An 18,416-nucleotide genomic window follows, 5' to 3' on the forward strand; every position below is an offset into this window, starting at 1 on the left:
CGCGCGGGGGCCGGGCTCCGGCTGCCCCGCGCGCGCCGCGCCGCCGTCAGGACCGCAGCGCTGCGACGACCGCGTCCGGGTTCCGCACGCTCACGAGCCAGTACGGCGTCGGGTCGGCCGGGTCCTGCACCTCGACGCGCACGACCCCGCGCACGTACCCGCGGAAGAGCGTCCACGCACGGGCGTCGAGCGCCGGCCCGCGCTGCGTGGTGGCCTCGGGCCCGGTGAAGCCCGCGACCTCGCCGACGAGCGTCCGGGGGAGATGTGCCCTCCCGGCTCGGAACTCGGTGTCCGTGACCTCGATCGTCGGAGCGAGGGCCCAGAGCAGCACGACGACACCGAGGTACATGCCGATCGCCACGAGCACGCCCGCGAGGACGCTGATCGGCAGGAACACGAGCAGGCTGGCGGGGATGACGAGGGCGGTCGCCAGGTAGAGGGCGGGCGGGGCCCAGAGTCGTTCGCGGTACACGGTCACGGGGTCCATCCCACCACGACTCATCCGAGGTCACGGAACGATCACGGTCTGCACTACCCTCGTCCTCGTGACCGAACCAGTCGACGTGCTCTGGACCGGGGCGAACGCTCCCGGCCACGCCCATCCCGGCGACGCCGGAGCCGACCTCGTCTCGACCGAGGCCTTCGTGCTCCGTCCCGGCGAGCGACGTCTCGTGGGTACCGGACTCCGGATCGCGCTGCCCGAGGGCTACGCGGCCTTCGTGGTCCCGCGGAGCGGCCTCGCGGCGAAGCACGGCATCACGATCGTGAACGCGCCGGGCACGGTCGACGCCGGGTACCGCGGCGAGGTCAAGGTGGCGCTGCTCAACACCGACCAGACCGAGGCCCACGAGGTCCACGTGGGCGACCGCATCGCACAGATGATCGTGATGCCGGTCCCGCAGGTGTCGTTCACCCGGGTCGAGGAACTCCCCGAGAGCGTCCGCGGCCAGGGCGGTTTCGGATCGTCGGGCTACGGTGACCGGAGCGGTGCCCCGACGGGCGCCGCCGCAGACGTTCAGGAAGGGACGCACGCATGAAGTTCGGGCGACGCAAGCGTGACGAGGTCGAGGTGGCGGAGGCCGTCGCCGACGAGGTCGAGGTCGCGGACACGACCCCCGAGGTCGACATCGCGACCGACGCCGACGCCGACCTCGACGAGGTTGACGCGGTCGCACCGACCGACAAGTCCGCACCCGAGGACCGCGCCGAGAACGGCCCGCACGACGAGACCGAGGCGAACCTGGTGCGCCCCTACGTCGACCTCGGCGGCGTGAAGGTCCTCCCGCGCGAGGGGCTGCACCTCCGGCTCGAGGTCGAGGAGGGCTCGCAGCGCGTGGTCGCCGTGGGGCTCGACTACGACGAGTCGACGCTGCAGGTCCAGCCGTTCGCGGCGCCGCGCTCCACCGGCCTGTGGCACGAGATCCGCGGCCAGATTGCCGAGCAGATCGAGCGGCAGGGCGGCACCGTGACCGAGGTCGACGGCCCGTTCGGCCCGGAGCTCCGCGCGCTGGTGCCGGTCGTCTCGGACGGCAACGGTGGGACCGACGGCGCACGTCCGGCACGCTTCGTCGGCGTCGACGGCCCGCGCTGGTTCCTGCGCGGCGTGATCGCCGGCAAGGCCGCGGAGGACCCCGAGGCGGCCGGCGACATCGAGGAGCTGTTCCGCAGCGTCGTCGTGGTGCGCGGCACCACGCCGATGCCGCCGCGCGACCTCATCCCGCTGCACATGCCGAAGTCGGCCCAGTCCGCCGTCTGACGCCCGGCGGCCCACCGAACGACACGACACGGCCTGGAGGCACGGTGCCGGACCACGACGACATCCAGCGACCCACGGACGCTCCCGACCAGGGCGTCGCCCCGGTCGACGGGACCGGCTCGCGTCCGGCGGCGACCGACGCTGCGCCGTCCTTCTCGGCACAGTTCCGCGCCGCGGTGCAGAACGCCGGCATCGCCAGGGTCGCTCCCGGGGAGACCCCGTCCGGCCGCGCCCTGCTCGGGGCCGTCGGCGGCGTCCGGGGCCTCGCCGAGTCGGTGCTGCCCGGGTTCGCGTTCCTCGTCGTGTACGCGATCACGAAGGAGCTCGTCCCGAGCGTCGTGATCCCCGTCGTCGTCGGACTCGTGTTCGTCGTGCTCCGTCTCGCGCAGCGCCAGTCGCTCACGATGTCCTTCGCGGGCATCCTCGGCGTGGCCGTCTCGGCGGTCCTCGCGCTCGTGACGGGGCGCGCGGAGACGAACTTCATCCCCGGCATCGTCATCAACGCCGTCTGGCTCGTCGGGCTCCTCGTGACGCTGGCGGTCCGGTGGCCGCTCATCGGGGTCGTGGTGGGGTTCCTCCTGCCCGCGAACGAGGACGGCTCGCACGTCGACTGGCGCGCCGACCCGGCCAAGCGGCGCGTGCTGACCGTCGCCACGTGGATCTGGGTCGGGCTGTTCGCGCTCCGGCTCGCGGTCGAGGTGCCGCTCTACCTCACCGCCCAGGTCGAACTGCTCGCGGGCCTCAAGCTGATCCTCGGCGTGCCGCTCTACGCCGCCGTGCTCTGGGTCACCTGGCTGCTCGTCCGCACGGTGTTCGTGCGGCGCGAGGACCCCGCCGCGGTGTAGGGTTGTCTCGACATCAAGACACTTTCCCGAGGGCGCGGACGCGTCGCCGGGATTAGGTTTGCCTTGCTGGTGGGACGTTCCGCGGCCCGCCAAGATCGAGGCACACCGATCACCAGGGAGGCGGCACAGTGGCTGCAGTCAACAGCTTCGGCTCGAAGGACACGCTGTCGGTTGGGGGTGTCGACTACGCGATCCACCGGATCGACACGGTGCCCGGGCACGAGAAGCTCCCGTACAGCCTGAAGGTGCTGCTTGAGAACCTCCTCCGCACCGAGGACGGCGCCAACGTCACCGAGCAGCAGATCCGTGCGCTCGGCTCGTGGAAGCCCGAGGCCGACCCGGACACCGAGATCCAGTTCTCGCCGGCCCGCGTGGTCATGCAGGACTTCACCGGCGTGCCGTGCATCGTCGACCTCGCCACCATGCGCGAGGCGATGGCCGAGATCGGCGGCGACCCGAACAAGATCAACCCGCTGTCGCCGGCCGAGATGGTCATCGACCACTCCGTGATCGCCGACCTCTTCGGCCGCGAGGACGCGCTCCAGCGCAACACCGACCTCGAGTACGAGCGCAACGGGGAGCGCTACCAGTTCCTGCGCTGGGGGCAGACCGCGTTCGAGGACTTCAAGGTCGTCCCGCCGGGCACCGGCATCGTGCACCAGGTCAACATCGAGTACCTGGCGAAGGTGACGTACACGCGCGAGTTCGACGGTGAGCTCTACGCGTACCCCGACACCCTCGTCGGCACCGACTCGCACACCACGATGGTGAACGGCCTCGGCGTGCTCGGCTGGGGCGTCGGCGGCATCGAGGCCGAGGCCGCGATGCTCGGCCAGCCGGTGTCGATGCTCATCCCGAAGGTCGTCGGCTTCAAGCTGTCCGGCGCGATCCCGGCCGGCGTGACCGCGACCGACGTCGTGCTGACGATCACGCAGGAGCTCCGCAAGCACGGCGTCGTCGGCAAGTTCGTCGAGTTCTACGGCGAGGGCGTCTCGGCGGTCCCGCTCGCGAACCGCGCCACCATCGGCAACATGTCGCCGGAGTTCGGCTCGACCGCGGCGATCTTCCCGGTCGACGACGTCACGCTCGACTACCTCCGCCTGACCGGTCGCTCCGAGGAACAGATCGCCCTGGTCGAGGCGTACTCGAAGACCCAGGGCCTCTGGCACGACCCGGCCGTCGAGCCGTCGTACTCCGAGTACATGGAGCTCGACCTGTCCACGGTCGTCCCGTCGATCTCCGGCCCGAAGCGTCCCCAGGACCGCATCGAGCTGTCGAAGGCGAAGGACCAGTTCGAGGTCGACCTCGCCAACTACGCGAGCATCGACCACACCGAAGAGGACAAGGCCGTCGCCGACACCTTCCCGGCCTCCGACCCGGTCGCTGCCGCGCCTGGCGACGAGCACGCGGTCGACGACCTGCAGGACGCCCCGGCCTCCGAGGTCCCCGTGCACGCGTCGAGCGCGCCCGGCTCCGTGTCGAAGCCGACCTCGGTGTCCGTCGGCCAGGGTGACCCGTTCACCATCGACCACGGGGCCGTCGCGATCGCCGCGATCACCTCGTGCACGAACACGTCGAACCCGTCGGTGATGATGGCCGCCGGCATCCTCGCCCGGAACGCCGCGAAGAAGGGCCTCAAGGCCAAGCCGTGGGTCAAGACGACCCTCGCGCCGGGCTCGAAGGTCGTCACCGACTACTACGAGAAGGCCGGCCTGACCAGCTACCTCGAGGACCTCGGCTTCTACACGGTCGGCTACGGCTGCACCACCTGCATCGGCAACTCGGGCCCGCTGCCCGAGGAGATCTCGCAGGCCGTGCAGGACAACGACCTCGCCGTCACCGCGGTGCTCTCCGGCAACCGCAACTTCGAGGGCCGCATCAACCCCGACGTCAAGATGAACTACCTGGCGTCCCCGCCGCTGGTCATCGCCTACGCCCTCGCCGGGTCGATGCACTTCGACTTCGACACGGACGCCCTCGGCACCGACCAGGACGGCAACGACGTCTTCCTGCAGGACATCTGGCCCGACGCGGCCGAGGTGCAGGACGTCATCGACACGTCGATCGACACCGAGATGTTCACCCACGAGTACGGCTCCGTGTTCGAGGGCGACGACCGCTGGAAGAACCTGCCGACCCCGACGGGCGACACCTTCGAGTGGGACACCGAGTCGACCTACGTCCGGAAGCCCCCGTACTTCGAGGGCATGACGATGCAGCCCGACGCGGTCTCGGACATCTCCGGCGCCCGCGTGCTCGCGAAGCTCGGCGACTCGGTCACCACGGACCACATCTCGCCGGCCGGGTCGATCAAGGCCGACAGCCCCGCGGGCAAGTACCTCGCCGAGCACGGTGTCGACCGGAAGGACTTCAACTCCTACGGCTCGCGTCGCGGCAACCACGAGGTCATGATCCGCGGCACCTTCGCGAACATCCGGCTGCGCAACCAGCTGCTCGACGGCGTGGAGGGCGGCTACACCCGTGACTTCACGACGCCCGACGGCGAGCAGTCGTTCATCTACGACGCCTCGCAGCACTACCAGGAGCAGGGCATCCCGCTCGTCATCTTCGGCGGCAAGGAGTACGGCTCCGGCTCGTCGCGCGACTGGGCGGCGAAGGGCACGAACCTGCTCGGCGTCAAGGCGGTCATCACCGAGAGCTTCGAGCGCATCCACCGCTCGAACCTGATCGGCATGGGCGTCGTCCCGCTGCAGTTCCCGGCGGGCGAGACGGTCGAGTCCCTCGGGCTCGACGGCACCGAGGTCGTCTCGATTTCCGGGCTGACCGAGTTGAACGAGGGCCGCACCCCGAAGACCGTGCACGTCACCGCCGAGCCGAGCGAGCACTCGCCGGCGGGCAAGCAGACGGTCGAGTTCGACGCGGTCGTCCGCATCGACACCCCCGGTGAGGCCGACTACTACCGCAACGGCGGCATCCTGCAGTACGTGCTCCGTTCGCTCGTCTGACGGAGGCGAGCACGGGTCGCTGACGTGACCACGAGACGGACGGGAGGCGCGGTGCCAGCTGGCACCGCGCCTCCCGTCCGTTCTGCAGCAGCGCGGCTAGGGTGGTGGCCTGCCCCACGAAAGGAGCGCCCGTGAGCCTGCTCAGCAGCATCTCGTCGCCGCGCGACCTCAAGCGTCTGTCGGACGCGCAGATGACGGAGCTCGCCGCCGAGATCCGCCGCTTCCTCGTCGCAGAGGTCGCGAAGACCGGCGGGCACCTCGGGCCGAACCTCGGGGTCGTCGAGCTGACGCTCGCCATGCACCGCGTGTTCGACTCGCCGCACGACCCGTTCGTGTTCGACACCGGACACCAGTCGTACGTGCACAAGTTGGTGACGGGGCGGCAGGACTTCTCGCGGCTCCGGGAACGCGGCGGTCTCGCCGGGTACCCGCAGCGCAGCGAGTCGGAGCACGACATCGTCGAGTCCTCCCACGCCTCGTCGTCGCTGTCCTGGGCGGACGGCATCTCGCGTGCGTTCCAGCAGACGGGGCAGACGAACCGCACGGTCGTCGCCGTCGTCGGGGACGGTGCGCTCACCGGCGGCATGACCTGGGAGGCGCTCAACAACATCTCGGACGGCAACGACCGTCGGCTCGTCATCGTCGTCAACGACAACGGGCGCTCGTACGCACCGACGATCGGCGGCATGGCGCGCTTCCTCAGCTCTGTCCGGACCCGCCGCGAGTACCGCGCGCTGTTCGAGACGAGCCAGGCGGTCGCCTCGCGCTTCGGCGCACCCGGGCGGGCGATCTACCGGGGGATGCGCGGCGGCCTGCACGGGTTCCTGTCCCGCTTCGCGAACAACGAGGCGCTGTACTCGAACCTCGACATCAAGTACATCGGGCCGGTGAACGGGCACGACCAGCGCGCGATGGAGGCAGCCCTGCGCCAGGCGAAGGCCTACGGTGCGCCCACGATCGTGCACGCGATCACGGAGAAGGGCCACGGCTTCGAGCCGGCGCTCCGTGACCAGGCCGACCAGTTCCACGCCGTCGGGCACATCGACCCGGAGACGGGGGAGTCGCTCGACGTGTCGTCGGGTCCCTCGTGGACCTCGGTGTTCGCGTCCTCGCTCGCCGAGCTCGGCGCCGCCGATCCGAAGATCGTAGCGATCACGGCTGCGATGCTCCGGCCGACCGGACTCCACCTGTTCCAGGAGCAGCACCCGGACCGGGTGATCGACGTCGGCATCGCCGAGCAGCACGCGGTCACCTCGGCTGCCGGGCTCGCCTTCGGCGGCCTGCACCCCGTGGTGGCGCTCTACGCGACGTTCCTCAACCGGGCGTTCGACCAGGTGCTCATGGACGTCGCACTGCACCGCGCCGGCGTGACCTTCGTCCTCGACCGTGCGGGCATCACCGGCCCGGACGGCCCCTCGCACCACGGCATGTGGGACCTCGCCCTGCTGCAGGTCGTGCCGGGCATCCGCATCGCCGCGCCCCGCGACGCCCCGACCATGCGCGAGGAGCTCGCCGAGGCCGTCGCGGTCGACGACGCCCCGACGGTCCTGCGGTGGTCGAAGGGCTCGGTCGGCGCGGACATCCCTGCGGTCCGACGATTGTCCGACGGTGTCGACGTGCTCCGTGACCCCTCCGACGGGCAGGAACCCGACGTGCTGTTCGTGGCCGTCGGGTCGATGGTGCCGACGGCGCTCGAGGCCGCGGCGCTCCTCGAGGCCCAGGGCATCGGTGCGACCGTCGTCGACCCGCGCTGGGTGGTGCCGATCCCGTCGTCGCTGATCGAGCTGTCCCGGGAGCACCGCCTCGTGATCACGATCGAGGACGGCGTGCGGGTCGGCGGTGTCGGCACGCGGCTCCGGCAGGACCTCCGTGCGGCGGGGGTCGACACCGGGGTGAACGAGCTCGGACTGCCCGACGCGTTCATCGACCACGCCTCGCGCTCCGAGATCCTCGGCGACGTGGGTCTGACGGCGCAGGCGATCGCCCGAGACGTCATCGACCAGGTCGTCGGGACGAAGGTGCCCCAGGCGAAGCCGGCGCGGACGCGCGAGGGCGCCGAGCGCTGACGCGGCGGCCGCTCGTCGGCGGTGCAGGTCGAACCAGGGAAGCGACGTCGAACCAGCCGATGGGGCTGGATCGACGTCGCTTCCGTGGTTCGAGGCCGCGGAGCGGCGCCGGCGCTGTGCGGGCGGGTCAGCGCCCGGCGGGACCAACGATCGCGGGGTCGTGGAACGTCCCGCCGAAGACGCGCTCCGAGGCTCCGGAGCGGTCGAGGTACGGGCTGATCCCGCCGGCCTGGAACGGGTAGCCGGCGCCGAGGATCAGACCGAGGTCGATCTCCTCGACGTGCTGCACGACCCCGTCCTCGAGCATGCGGTGCACCTCGTCGGCGAGGGCGTCCTCGAACCGCCGCTGCATCTCGGCGGCGTCGACCGGCTTCGCGTCCTTCTTCGACGGTGCGACGAGCTTCACGGCAGCCGGGTCGTACCCGCTCGCGTTGCCCTTCTTGTCGCGCGTCAGGATCCGGCCGTGCTCGGCGAGACGCTTGAGCCCGTCGCCCGGGTAGAAGCGCTCCGGCCATGCGGCGTGGTGGGAGTCGAGCACGTGCGCGCCGACCGGCAGCCCGACGAGCTCGAGCAGCTCGAACGGCGACATCGGCAGCCCGAGCGGTGCGGCCCCCTCGGCCACGGTCTCGAAGGAGGTGCCCTCCTCGACGCCGCGCATCGCCTCGCCCAGCACCCGGGCGAGCACCCGGTTGACGACGAAGCCCGGCTGGTCGGCCGTGACGATCGCCGTCTTCTTGAGGGTCTTCGCGACCGCGAGCGCCGTGGCGACCGTCTCGTCGGACGTCTGCGCCGTGCGGACGACCTCGAGGAGGGGCATCACCGCGACCGGGTTGAAGAAGTGGAAGCCGACCAGCCGCGAGGGGTCGGACAAGACCGATCCCATCTCGGTCACCGAGAGCGAGGAGGTGTTCGTGGCCAGGACCGCGTCGGGCGAGACGACCTGTTCGATGCGGGCGAGGACGTCCTGCTTGACGCTCATCTCCTCGAACACGGCCTCGATCACCCAGTCGGCGTCCGCGAACGCGTCGTAGGACACCGAGCCGCTGACGAGGGCCTTGATGCGGTTGGCGTCGTCGGGGGAGACCCGCTGCTTGGCGAGCAGCTTGTCGACCTCGTCGGAGATGCGCGACACACCGGCGTCCACCCGTGCCTGGTCGACGTCGGTGATGACGACCGGGACACCGAGGCGGCGGGCGAACAGCAGCGCGAACTGCGACGCCATGAGCCCGGCGCCGAGCACGCCCACCTTCGTGATCTTCTTCGCCTCGACGCCCTCGGGAGCCCCGACGGGTCGCTTCGCCCGCTTCTGCACGAGGTCGAACGCGTACATCGATGCGGCGAACTGGTCGCCGGAGATGAGGTCGGCGAGGGCGTCGTCCTCGTCGGCGAAGCGTTCGTCGAGCGACCCGGACTTCGCGGCGGCGACGAGGTCGAGCGCGCGGAACGGCGACTTCGGCACGGTCCCGATCTTCGCCGCGACCTGGTTGCGGGCGACCTTGACGACGGTGCCCCACGCGGCCTTCTCGATCATGCCGGGCTCGTTCTTCCGGACGACCTTCGTGCGGCCGGTCAGCACGCCGTCGGCCCAGGCGATCGCGGACGGCAGGAACGTGACCGAGGGGATGAGCGCGTCGCCGATGCCGAGCTCGACCGCTGCCGGCCCGTCCAGCAGGCGGTTGTTCTTGAGCGGGTTCTCGACGATGACGCGGAGCGCGCGCTCCGGTCCGATGAGGCGGGGGAGCAGCGTGGCGCCGCCCCAGCCCGGGATGATGCCGAGGAAGACCTCGGGCAGCCCGATGCCCTGCGCGGCCGAGGAGAACACGCGGTACGTGCAGTGCAGCGCGACCTCGAGGCCGCCGCCGAGCGCCAGCATGTTCACGAAGGCGAACGAGGGCACACCGAGCTCGGAGAACTTCCGGAGCGTGGCGTGTCCGAGCGCCGCGAGGTCGTGCGCCACCTCACGCGACGGCACCGAGGCCGCCTGGGTCAGGTCGGCGCCGGCCGCGAAGCAGTACTCCTTGCCGGTGATCGCCACCGCGGCGATCGTGCCGGCCGCGGCCTCGGCGCGGAGGGTGTCGAGCACGCCGGACAGCTCGTCCAGCGTGCGCGGCCCGAGGGTGTTGGGGCGCTTGTGGTCCTTGCCGTTGTCCAGCGTGATGAGCGCGAGCGTCCCACCCGAGGGCAGGTCGACGTGCTTGACGTACGAGTGTGTGACGACCTCGTCCTCGCTGAGGGCGAGCAGGCGGTCGTTGGCGACGACGGTCATCGTCAGGCCCCCTTCCGAGCAGAGCGCTCCGCGGAGCGCGAGTGGTGCGGGTTCTCCCAGATCACGGTGCCGCCCTGGCCGAGCCCGATGCACATCGTCGTGATCCCGTACTTGACGTCGGGACGTTCGGCGAACTGCGCCGCGAGCTGGTTCATCAGGCGGACGCCGCTGGACGCGAGCGGGTGGCCGACGGCGATCGCGCCGCCCCACGCGTTCACGTCCTCGGAGTCCTGGGCGATGCCGTAGTTGTCGAGGAAGGCGAGCACCTGCACGGCGAAGGCCTCGTTGATCTCGAAGAGCCCGATGTCGTCGATGGTCAGTCCGGCCTTCGCGAGCGCCTTGTCGGTGGCCGGCACCGGGCCGATGCCCATGACCTCGGGGTCGACGCCGGCGAACGCGAAGGAGACCATCCGCATCTTCGTCGGCAGGCCGTGCTCCTTCGCGGCGTCGGCCGACGCGAGGAGGCTCATCGTCGCGCCGTCGTTCAACCCGGCGGCGTTGCCCGCGGTGATCCGGCCGTGCGGGCGGAACGGGGTCTTCAGTGCGGCGAGGGCCTCGAGCGTGGTGCCCGGACGGGGCGGCTCGTCCTTCGTGACGACGTCCCAGCCCTCGCCGGTGTCCACCTCGACCGGCACGACGTCGGGCTGGAGCTTGCCGGCCGCCCACGCGGCGGCGTAGCGCTGCTGCGACTGCACGGCGTAGGCGTCGGTGCGGTCCTTCGTGATCGCGGGGAAGCGGTCGTGCAGGCGCTCGGCGGTGCTGCCCATCACGAGCGCGTCGCTCGCGACCATGCGCTCCGCGATGAACCGCGGGTTGACGTCGGCGCCGAAGCCCATCGGGTGTCGGCCCATGTGCTCGACACCGCCGGCGATGGCCACGTCGGCGGCACCGAAGGCGATGGACCCGGCGAGGGTCGTGACGCTCGTCATGGCGCCGGCGCACATGCGGTCGATCGCGTAGCCGGGCACCGACTTCGGCAGACCGGCGAGCATGCCGACGGTGCGGCCGAGCGTCAGGCCCTGGTCGCCCTGCTGCGTGGTCGCGGCGACGGCGACGTCGTCGACTGCTGCGCCGTCGAGCGACGCGTTCCGGTCGAGGAGCCCGCGCATCGCGTGGACCGCGAGGTCGTCGGCACGGGTCCGCCAGAACACCCCCTTCTCTCCGGCTCGTCCGAACGGTGTCCGGACGCCGTCCACGAAGACGACTTCTGCTGCCTTTGGCAATCTGGGCCTCCAGATCCTCATCGATCGCGTCGGGGCACGTTCCGCCCCGACGGGCCGGGCCGAGCCCGGCGTACAGGGTCGACGCTATGCCCCGACGCTGTGCGGTCGCATGCCCGTTGGGGCGTTCCTACGAGCCGGTGTTGCTCTCGGCAGCAGGCTCCTGTGCAGCAGCGACAAAGGCGTGCGCGATGATCGACGCCGTCTCCTCCACCTGCCACGGCCGCGCGTCGTGCGAGGCGAGCGCGGCACCGACGGTCTCGGTCGCGATCGGCTGCGGCGGCTCCCACGACACCACGCGCAGGGTGTCCGGGGTGAGCAGGTTCTCGACGGGCAGGTCGAGCTCCTCGGCGCGGGTGAGCACGGCGGCGCGGGCCGCCTTGTAGCGGCGGTCGGCCTCGGGGTTGCGGTCGGCCCAGGCGCGGGGCGGCGGCAGGGTGGCCTCGCCGGTCGCGCGGAGCTTCGGCAGGTCGTCGGTCGTCCGGCCCTCCTCGACCGCGGCCCACCAGCGGTCGAGCTCGGACCGGCTGGCGCGGCCGGTGAAGGCCTTGACCGCGCTGAGCTCGCCCTTCGACGCCGGGTTCGCGGCCGCCGCGGCGACGATCGCGGAGTCCGGGATCGTGCGGCCCGGGGCGACGTCGACCTCGCGGGCGTACGCGTCGCGGGCCAGCCACAGGGAGCGGGCGATCGCCAGGGCCCGGGCACCGCGCAGTGCGTGCATGCCGGAGAGGCGGCGCCAGGGCTCGGCCTTCGGCGGCTTCGGCGCGCGGGTGAGGACGGCGGCGAACTCCTCGGCGGCGATCCGGCCCTTGCCGGCGGCGTCGAGCTGCGCGGCGAGGGCGTCCCGCAGGTCCGGGAGCAGCTCGACGTCGAGGGAGGCGTAGACGAGCCACGACTGGGGGAGCGGCCGCGTCGACCAGTCGGCGGCGGAGTGCGCCTTCGCGAGCGTGATCCCGAGGAGCTGCTCGACGACAGCGCCGAGACCGACCCGCGGGAAGCCGGCGATCCGGGCGCCGAGTTCGGTGTCGAAGATCCGGGTCGGGACGAGGCCGACCTCCTGCAGGCAGGGCAGGTCCTGCGAGGCAGCGTGGAAGAGCCACTCCTCGTCGACGATGGCGGCCTGCAGTTCGGCGAAGTCGCCGATGGCGATCGGGTCGAAGAGGAACGCGCCCGCGCCGCGGCGGAAGACCTGGATGAGGTAGGCCCGCTGCGAGTACCGGTAGCCGCTGGCCCGCTCGGCGTCGACGGCGACCGGACCGTGGCCGGCGGCGATCGCGGCGACGGCGTCGAGGTACTCCTCGCGCGTCTCGATGACGTCGACCGTCCCGTGCGACTCCTCGAAGGCAGGGGATGCGGGGTCAGTCACGGGTGAGCCTCCTCGGGGCCAGCAGGGACACGCCGTCCGACGCCGGGGGCAGACCCGCGAGCATCGCGACGATCTCCTCCCACGCCTCGACGTGCGCGGTGAGGTCGGCGTCGCGCGGCGTCCACGACGCGCGCAGCTCGAGCTGCGCCCCGTCGCCCTGCGCCGCGAGGTCGCCGTACCCCCGCGAGATGATCTTGGTCGCCGTCCCGGAGGCGCGGTCGTACGTCGCACCGTTCGCGGCGAGGGCGTCGACGAGCCAGCTCCACGTCACGTCGGCGACGAACTCGTCGACGCCGATCTCCGGTTCGAGCGGCGCCTGCGCGAACGTCACGATGCGGAACGCTCCGCCCCACCCCTCGGGTTCGGAGGGGTCGTACAGCGCGATGAACCGGCCGGTGCCGAGGTCCGAGTCGATGCCGTGCGCGGCCCCCGACACGTCGGCCGCGAGCGCCATCGAGAACGGTGCGATCCGCGACGGGGACGGGATCTCGGTGATCGTCGTCTCGGTGCGGGTGCCGCCCGACGACACGAACGCGCGGAGGCGCTCGAAGGCGTCGGGCTCACGGGATTCGGACACGCTTGCAGACTAGGCTCCGGACCATGTCCCGATCCGCGCGACCCGCCGAGGACGCCGTCCAGGAGACCGCACGATCGGCCGGGTTGGTCGCCCTCGGGGCGGGCGTCGCGACGGCGGCCGTGGCCACCGCCGTGGTCGGGGGCTTCGTCGCCGCCGTCGCCCGTGCCGTGGTCACGCCCGACCGCAAGCGCGCCGAGCGTGTCCCGATCCACGCCGTCGACCCGGTCAGCGGCACCGTCACGCTGGAGCGCACCGCCGACACCGAGCTCCAGGGGCGGTACAGCCTCTGGTTCGGCGCCGGCACCGGCCACATGCGCGTCGGCGAGGTGCTCGGCACGACGGCCACCACCGTCACGCGCCGGATCATCGCGATCGACGCCGGCGACCCCACCGCCGCCCGCCGCGGTCGTTGGGGTGGCTGGTTCTACCTCACCCCGCAGGAGCTCGACGTGCCGGTCGAGGACGTCGACGTGCCGACCCCGAACGGCCCAGCGCCCGCCTGGGTCGTGCGCGCCGACGACCCCGCCGCGCCGTGGGCGGTGCTCGTGCACGGACGCGGCGTCACGCGCGCCGAGACGATCCGCGCCGTCCCGGTGTTCCGCGCCGCGGGCTACTCCGTCGTCCTCGCGAGCTGGCGGAACGACGGGGTCGCCCCGCGCAGCGCTGACGGTCGCTACGGCCTCGGCAGCACCGAGTGGGAGGACGTCGACGCGGTGCTCCGCTGGCTCGACGGCGAGGGTGCCTCGAGCGTCGTGCTGATGGGGTGGTCGATGGGCGGCGCGGTCGTGTTGCAGACCCTGGTGCGCTCGCACCTCGCGCACCTCGTCGACGGCGTGGTGCTCGAGTCGCCCGTCGTCGACTGGCAGGCGGTCCTCGAGTCCCAGAGCCAGCTGCTCCGCCTGCCGCGGCCGGTCCGGGAGGTCGCCCAGCGCCTGCTCCGCACGCCCGTCCTGCACCGGCTCACCGGGCTCCGCCAGCCGGTCGACCTGCGTGAGCTCGACATGGTCGCGCGCGCCGACGAGCTGCACGTCCCGATCCTCGTGCTGCACAGCGACGACGACGGCTTCGTGCCGTCCTCGGCGTCGCACCGCCTCGCGGCGGCCCGGCCCGACATCGTCCGCCTCGAGGTGCAGACCACGGCCCGGCACACCAAGCTGTGGAACCACGACGCCGACTGGTTCGACGCGCGCATCCTGGCGTGGCTCACCGAGGTGGTCCAGCGGCACGACGCGACCAGCGCGCGGTAGACGCGCCGCGGTTCGTACAGGAGGCGCGGTGCCAGCTGGCACCGCGCGTCCAGTCCGTGGAGCGAGTGGCGCTCAGACCGCGACGGCCGCGCGCACCTGACGCTGCACCCGGCCGAGCATCCCGACCATGCCGCGGATCCGCAGCGGGCTGACCGCCTCGGCGAGGCCGAGCGTCAGCGGGTAGTCGGCCGGGACCGCGAGGACCTGCTCCGCGGTCAGGCCGGAGAGCCCCTGCGCCAGGATCGACGCGAAGCCCCGCGTCGTGGGCGCCTCGCGCGGTGCGGTCGCGTGCATCCGGACCACGTCGGGCGCGTCGCCGTCGGCACCGACCGTCACCGTGATGAACACGGGCGACTGGCACTCCTCGACGCGTTCGAGCTCGTCCTCGTGCCCCCGCAGCCGCTCGGGGAGTGCGGGGAGCTCGTCGGAGAACTCGAGGAGGAGCTGCAGGCGGTCCTGCTGGCTCAGCTCGAGGAAGTCGTCGCGGATCTCGGCGAGGGAGGTGGGGAGCGGTGCGTCCGTCATCGGGAAGGAACGGTACCCGGTTCGGTGCCGACGGCGATCGGCACGCGGACGGCGCTGCCCCACTCGGTCCACGATCCGTCGTAGTTGCGGACGTTCTCGTAGCCGAGCAGGTGCTGCAGGACGAACCAGGTGTGGCTCGACCGCTCACCGATGCGGCAGTACGCGATGACCTCGTCGGCGTCGCCGATGCCGGCCCCGTCGCGGTACACGGCGTCCAGTTCCTCGCGGCTCCTGAACGTGCCATCCGGTGCCGCCGCGGTGGCCCAGGGGATGTTCACGGCGGTGGGGACGTGGCCGGCGCGCAGCGCGCCCTCCTCCGGGTAGTCGGGCGCGGTGGTGCGCTCGCCCGAGTACTCCGGGGCGCTGCGGACGTCGATCAGGGGCTTGCCGAGGTGCGCGAGCACGTCGTCCTTGAACGCGCGGACCTGCTCGTCGCGGCGCTCCACGACCGGGTACTCGACGGCCGCGACCTCGGTGCGGTCCCGCGTCAGCGCACGGTCCTCGGCGATCCACTTCGCCCGGCCGCCGTCGAGCAGACGGACGTCCTCGTGGCCGAACAGGGTGAAGACCCAGAGGGCGTACGCGGCCCACCAGTTGTTCTTGTCGCCGTAGATCACGACGGTCGTGTCGCGGCCGATGCCCTTGCCGCCGACGAGCGCAGCGAAGGCCTCGCCGTCGATGTAGTCGCGCTGCACCGGGTCGTTGAGGTCGGTGTGCCAGTCGATCTTCACCGCGCCGGGGACGTGCCCCGTCTCGTAGAGCAGGACGTCCTCGTCGGACTCGACCACGACGAGGTCCGGCGATCCGGCCCCGGCGTCGAGCTGCTCCTGGAGCCACTCGGTCGTCACCAGACGCTCGGGGTGGGCGTAGGCGGCGAACTTGTCGGACGGGTCGACCGGTGCGGTCATCGGGGGTACCTCCAGGGTGCGGGACGAGCGGGGCGGGCGAGGCATAGGATCGGTCCTCGGTGCCCGCGAGCAACGGTACGCGCTGCGTACCGACCGCCAGCTGCAACGTGACACCGCACGACATGCTTCCCGGAGGGCCCCACTTGCCTGCACACCTCGTCGACCGCGACCCGCAGGTGACCCCGGCGCAGATGGCCGCTGCGCTCGTGCCGCCGCCGCAGTTCGCCGACGCGTCCTTCGCCAGCTACCGGCCGGACCCGGAGTACCCGTCGCAGGCCGGCGTCCGCGACGCGGTGGAGGCGTTCGTCGCCACGCGCCCCGAGCCGGCGAGACGCGGGCTGTTCGGGCGACGTCGCGAACCCGTGCAGGCGGCCCGCTCGGGCGTGTACCTCGACGGCGGGTTCGGCGTCGGCAAGACCCACCTGCTCGCGGCGGCCTACCACGCGGAGCCCTCGCGCAAGACCTTCGGCACGTTCATCGAGTACACCGCCCTCGTCGGCGCGCTCGGCTTCCAGGGCACCGTCGAGCTGCTCCGCGGCACGTCGCTCGTCTGCATCGACGAGTTCGAGCTGGACGACCCGGGCGACACCATGGTGATGACCCGCCTCATCAAGGAGCTGGCCGAGTCCGGCACCCGGTTCGCCGCGACGTCGAACACGCCGCCCGGCGCTCTCGGCGAGGGTCGGTTCGCCGCGCAGGACTTCCTGCGGGAGATCCAGGCGATGTCGGACCGCTTCGACACGATGCGGATCGACGGGCTCGACTACCGACGCCGTGCCGTCGACGAGCACGCCCGTACCGTCGACGACGTGCCGGCAGCCCTCCCCGCGGGGGAGACGACGCTCGACGACTTCCGGGCGGTCGTCGGGCACCTCGCGTCGGTGCACCCGTCGAAGTACGTCGCGCTCGTCGAGGGGCTCGACGCGGTCGGCCTCACCGACGTGCAGGCCTTCTCCGACCAGACCGACGCGCTGCGCTGGGTGGCGCTCGTCGACCGGCTGTACGACGCCCAGGTGCGGATCGTCGCCTCGGGCACGCCGCTCGACCAGGTCTACCCGCAGACGATGCTCGACGGCGGCTACCGCAAGAAGTACCTGCGCGCCGCATCGCGCGTGGTCGCACTCAGCCGCGCCTGACGGCGCGCGTCGCGCATCGCGACGCAGCATCCGGGCCGTGCCCGGCCCGCGGTAACACGACGTTCACACACGGCGCCGTCTCGTTACACCCGCGAAACACGGCGTGCTCCGCCGTGAAACGTCGCCTCGCCAGACTCTGAACACCCGAGGCGGACCGAGAGCCGCACAGCATTCGCGAGAGGTGAACAGATGCTCGATCAGGGCCAAACCGGCTTCATCATGATCATGGCTGCACTGGTGTTGTTCATGACACCCGGCCTTGCCTTCTTCTACGGCGGACTCGTCAAGGCGAAGTCCGTCATCAGCATGATGATGATGTCGTTCGGCGCGATCGCGCTCGTCGGCGTCCTCTGGGTGCTCTACGGCTACGCGATCGCCTTCGCGAACACCGGCGACCACACCGCGGTATCCGGCATCGTGGGCTTCTTCAGCATCGACTGGAACCAGATCGGTCTCGGCCAGGCGTTCGAGCAGTCGCAGGCGACGAAGCTCGCCGCGACCTACCCGGACCTCGCGTTCGTCGGGTTCCAGGCCACGTTCGCCATCATCACGGTCGCCCTGATCTCCGGCGCGATCGCCGACCGTGCGAAGTTCGGCGCGTGGATGATCTTCGCCGGCGTCTGGGTCACCGTCGTCTACTTCCCGGTCGCCTCGTGGGTCTTCAACCTCACCTCGGGCTGGGCCGCCACCTGGGGCGTCATCGACTTCGCCGGTGGCACCGCGGTGCACATCAACGCCGGTGCCGCGGGCCTCGCGCTCGCCCTGGTGCTCGGCAAGCGCGTCGGCTTCGCCAAGGGCGCGCACAAGCCGCACAACCCGCCCTTCGTCCTGCTCGGTGCCGCGATCCTCTGGTTCGGCTGGTTCGGCTTCAACGCCGGTTCGGCCGGTGCCGCGAACAGCACCGCCGCCCTCGCCTGGGTGAACACCCTCGCCGCCCCGGCAGCGGCGGTCCTCGGCTGGCTGCTCATCGAGAAGATCAAGGACGGCAAGGCCACCTCCGTCGGTGCCGCCTCGGGCGCCGTCGCCGGCCTCGTCGCGATCACCCCGGCGTGCGCGAACCTGACCCCGGGCTGGGGCATCCTGCTCGGCTTCCTCGCCGGCATCGTCTGCTGCTTCGCGATCGACTGGAAGTACCGTCTCGGCTTCGACGACTCGCTCGACGTCGTGGGCGTCCACCTGGTCGGCGGCATCTTCGGCACGCTCTACCTGGGCATCTTCGCCAACACCACCGGCCTGATCTACTCCGGATCGCTCGTGCAGCTCGGCAAGCAGGCCGCAGCCGCCGGCGCGGTCGGCGCGTACTCGTTCGTCCTCGCACTCGTGATCGGCTTCGCCATCGAGAAGACCATCGGCTTCCGCGTGAAGACCGAGGACGAGGTCGCCGGCATCGACACCGCGGTCCACGGTGAAGAGGGCTACGTCCTCTACGAGGAGTCGGACAAGACCCCGGTCTCGGTCCGCTAGCCTTCGGCAGCACCGCTCGACGACGGGCCCCGCGCAGACAGCGCGGGGCCCGTCGTCGTCGTCATGGGTCCGGT

At 71.6% G+C, this 18,416-nt stretch carries 15 protein-coding genes; 8 read left to right on the forward strand and 7 right to left on the reverse strand.

What is annotated here, in order from left to right; translation table 11 throughout:
- Window positions 1-46: 46 nt before the first annotated feature.
- On the reverse strand, window positions 47-487 hold the full coding sequence (locus ACY3FI_RS07410) for a DUF3093 domain-containing protein (RefSeq protein WP_462550143.1): 441 nt from the start codon (window positions 485-487) through the stop codon (window positions 47-49).
- Window positions 488-545: 58 nt separating this feature from the next.
- On the opposite strand from ACY3FI_RS07410, the gene dut reads away from it, so the two are divergent.
- The 5 genes from dut to dxs all read left to right on the forward strand — a co-directional run bounded on the left by dut (window position 546) and on the right by dxs (window position 7,633).
- Window positions 546-1,037, forward strand: coding sequence for a dUTP diphosphatase (gene dut / locus ACY3FI_RS07415; RefSeq protein ID WP_462550144.1), 492 nt, complete (start codon window positions 546-548; stop codon window positions 1,035-1,037).
- Window positions 1,034-1,756: a DUF3710 domain-containing protein gene (locus ACY3FI_RS07420; RefSeq protein WP_462550145.1), complete on the forward strand. Its 723-nt coding sequence runs from the start codon at window positions 1,034-1,036 to the stop codon at window positions 1,754-1,756. The genes dut and ACY3FI_RS07420 overlap by 4 nt, the downstream gene beginning before the upstream one ends.
- A 44-nt stretch (window positions 1,757-1,800) precedes the next feature.
- Window positions 1,801-2,601 carry a DUF3159 domain-containing protein gene (locus ACY3FI_RS07425; RefSeq protein WP_462550146.1) on the forward strand — a complete coding sequence of 267 codons (801 nt, stop codon included), beginning with the start codon at window positions 1,801-1,803 and terminating at the stop codon, window positions 2,599-2,601.
- A 128-nt stretch (window positions 2,602-2,729) separates the two neighbouring features.
- Window positions 2,730-5,567 (forward strand): aconitate hydratase, encoded by a 2,838-nt coding sequence (locus tag ACY3FI_RS07430; protein WP_462550147.1) that lies wholly within the window; start codon window positions 2,730-2,732, stop codon window positions 5,565-5,567.
- 131 nt (window positions 5,568-5,698) lie between these two features.
- Window positions 5,699-7,633: a 1-deoxy-D-xylulose-5-phosphate synthase gene (gene dxs, locus ACY3FI_RS07435; protein WP_462550148.1), complete on the forward strand. Its 1,935-nt coding sequence runs from the start codon at window positions 5,699-5,701 to the stop codon at window positions 7,631-7,633.
- 127 nt (window positions 7,634-7,760) lie between these two features.
- On the opposite strand, the gene ACY3FI_RS07440 is transcribed toward dxs, so the two are convergent.
- From ACY3FI_RS07440 to ACY3FI_RS07455, 4 genes are all read right to left on the reverse strand, one after another.
- A complete protein-coding gene (locus tag ACY3FI_RS07440; RefSeq protein WP_462550149.1) occupies window positions 7,761-9,899 on the reverse strand; it encodes a 3-hydroxyacyl-CoA dehydrogenase NAD-binding domain-containing protein in 2,139 nt (712 codons plus the stop codon).
- Window positions 9,900-9,901: 2 nt separating this feature from the next.
- Window positions 9,902-11,143 carry a thiolase family protein gene (locus ACY3FI_RS07445; RefSeq protein WP_462550150.1) on the reverse strand — a complete coding sequence of 414 codons (1,242 nt, stop codon included), beginning with the start codon at window positions 11,141-11,143 and terminating at the stop codon, window positions 9,902-9,904.
- Between the two features lie 106 nt (window positions 11,144-11,249).
- Entirely contained in the window at window positions 11,250-12,485 is a 1,236-nt protein-coding gene (locus ACY3FI_RS07450) for an HRDC domain-containing protein (protein WP_462550151.1), read from the reverse strand.
- A complete protein-coding gene (locus tag ACY3FI_RS07455) occupies window positions 12,478-13,062 on the reverse strand; it encodes a DUF3000 family protein (RefSeq protein ID WP_462550152.1) in 585 nt (194 codons plus the stop codon). Before ACY3FI_RS07455 ends, ACY3FI_RS07450 begins: the two co-directional genes overlap by 8 nt.
- 23 nt (window positions 13,063-13,085) lie before the next feature.
- On the opposite strand from ACY3FI_RS07455, the gene ACY3FI_RS07460 reads away from it, so the two are divergent.
- Window positions 13,086-14,309 (forward strand): alpha/beta hydrolase family protein, encoded by a 1,224-nt coding sequence (locus ACY3FI_RS07460; RefSeq protein ID WP_462550153.1) that lies wholly within the window; start codon window positions 13,086-13,088, stop codon window positions 14,307-14,309.
- A gap of 72 nt (window positions 14,310-14,381) precedes the next feature.
- Here ACY3FI_RS07460 and ACY3FI_RS07465 read toward each other — a convergent pair whose 3' ends face one another.
- Both ACY3FI_RS07465 and ACY3FI_RS07470 read right to left on the reverse strand, forming a co-directional pair.
- A complete protein-coding gene (locus tag ACY3FI_RS07465; RefSeq protein WP_462550154.1) occupies window positions 14,382-14,834 on the reverse strand; it encodes a SufE family protein in 453 nt (150 codons plus the stop codon).
- Complete coding sequence (locus ACY3FI_RS07470) at window positions 14,831-15,742, reverse strand: sulfurtransferase (protein ID WP_462550155.1); 912 nt, start codon at window positions 15,740-15,742, stop codon at window positions 14,831-14,833. The genes ACY3FI_RS07465 and ACY3FI_RS07470 overlap by 4 nt, the downstream gene beginning before the upstream one ends.
- Window positions 15,743-15,864: 122 nt before the next feature.
- On the opposite strand from ACY3FI_RS07470, the gene zapE reads away from it, so the two are divergent.
- Complete coding sequence (zapE, locus tag ACY3FI_RS07475; protein WP_462550325.1) at window positions 15,865-16,878, forward strand: cell division protein ZapE; 1,014 nt, start codon at window positions 15,865-15,867, stop codon at window positions 16,876-16,878.
- Between the two features lie 189 nt (window positions 16,879-17,067).
- Window positions 17,068-18,342 (forward strand): ammonium transporter, encoded by a 1,275-nt coding sequence (locus tag ACY3FI_RS07480; protein WP_462550156.1) that lies wholly within the window; start codon window positions 17,068-17,070, stop codon window positions 18,340-18,342.
- Window positions 18,343-18,416 lie beyond the last annotated feature (74 nt).

Source organism: Curtobacterium sp. RM9, from assembly GCF_054956955.1.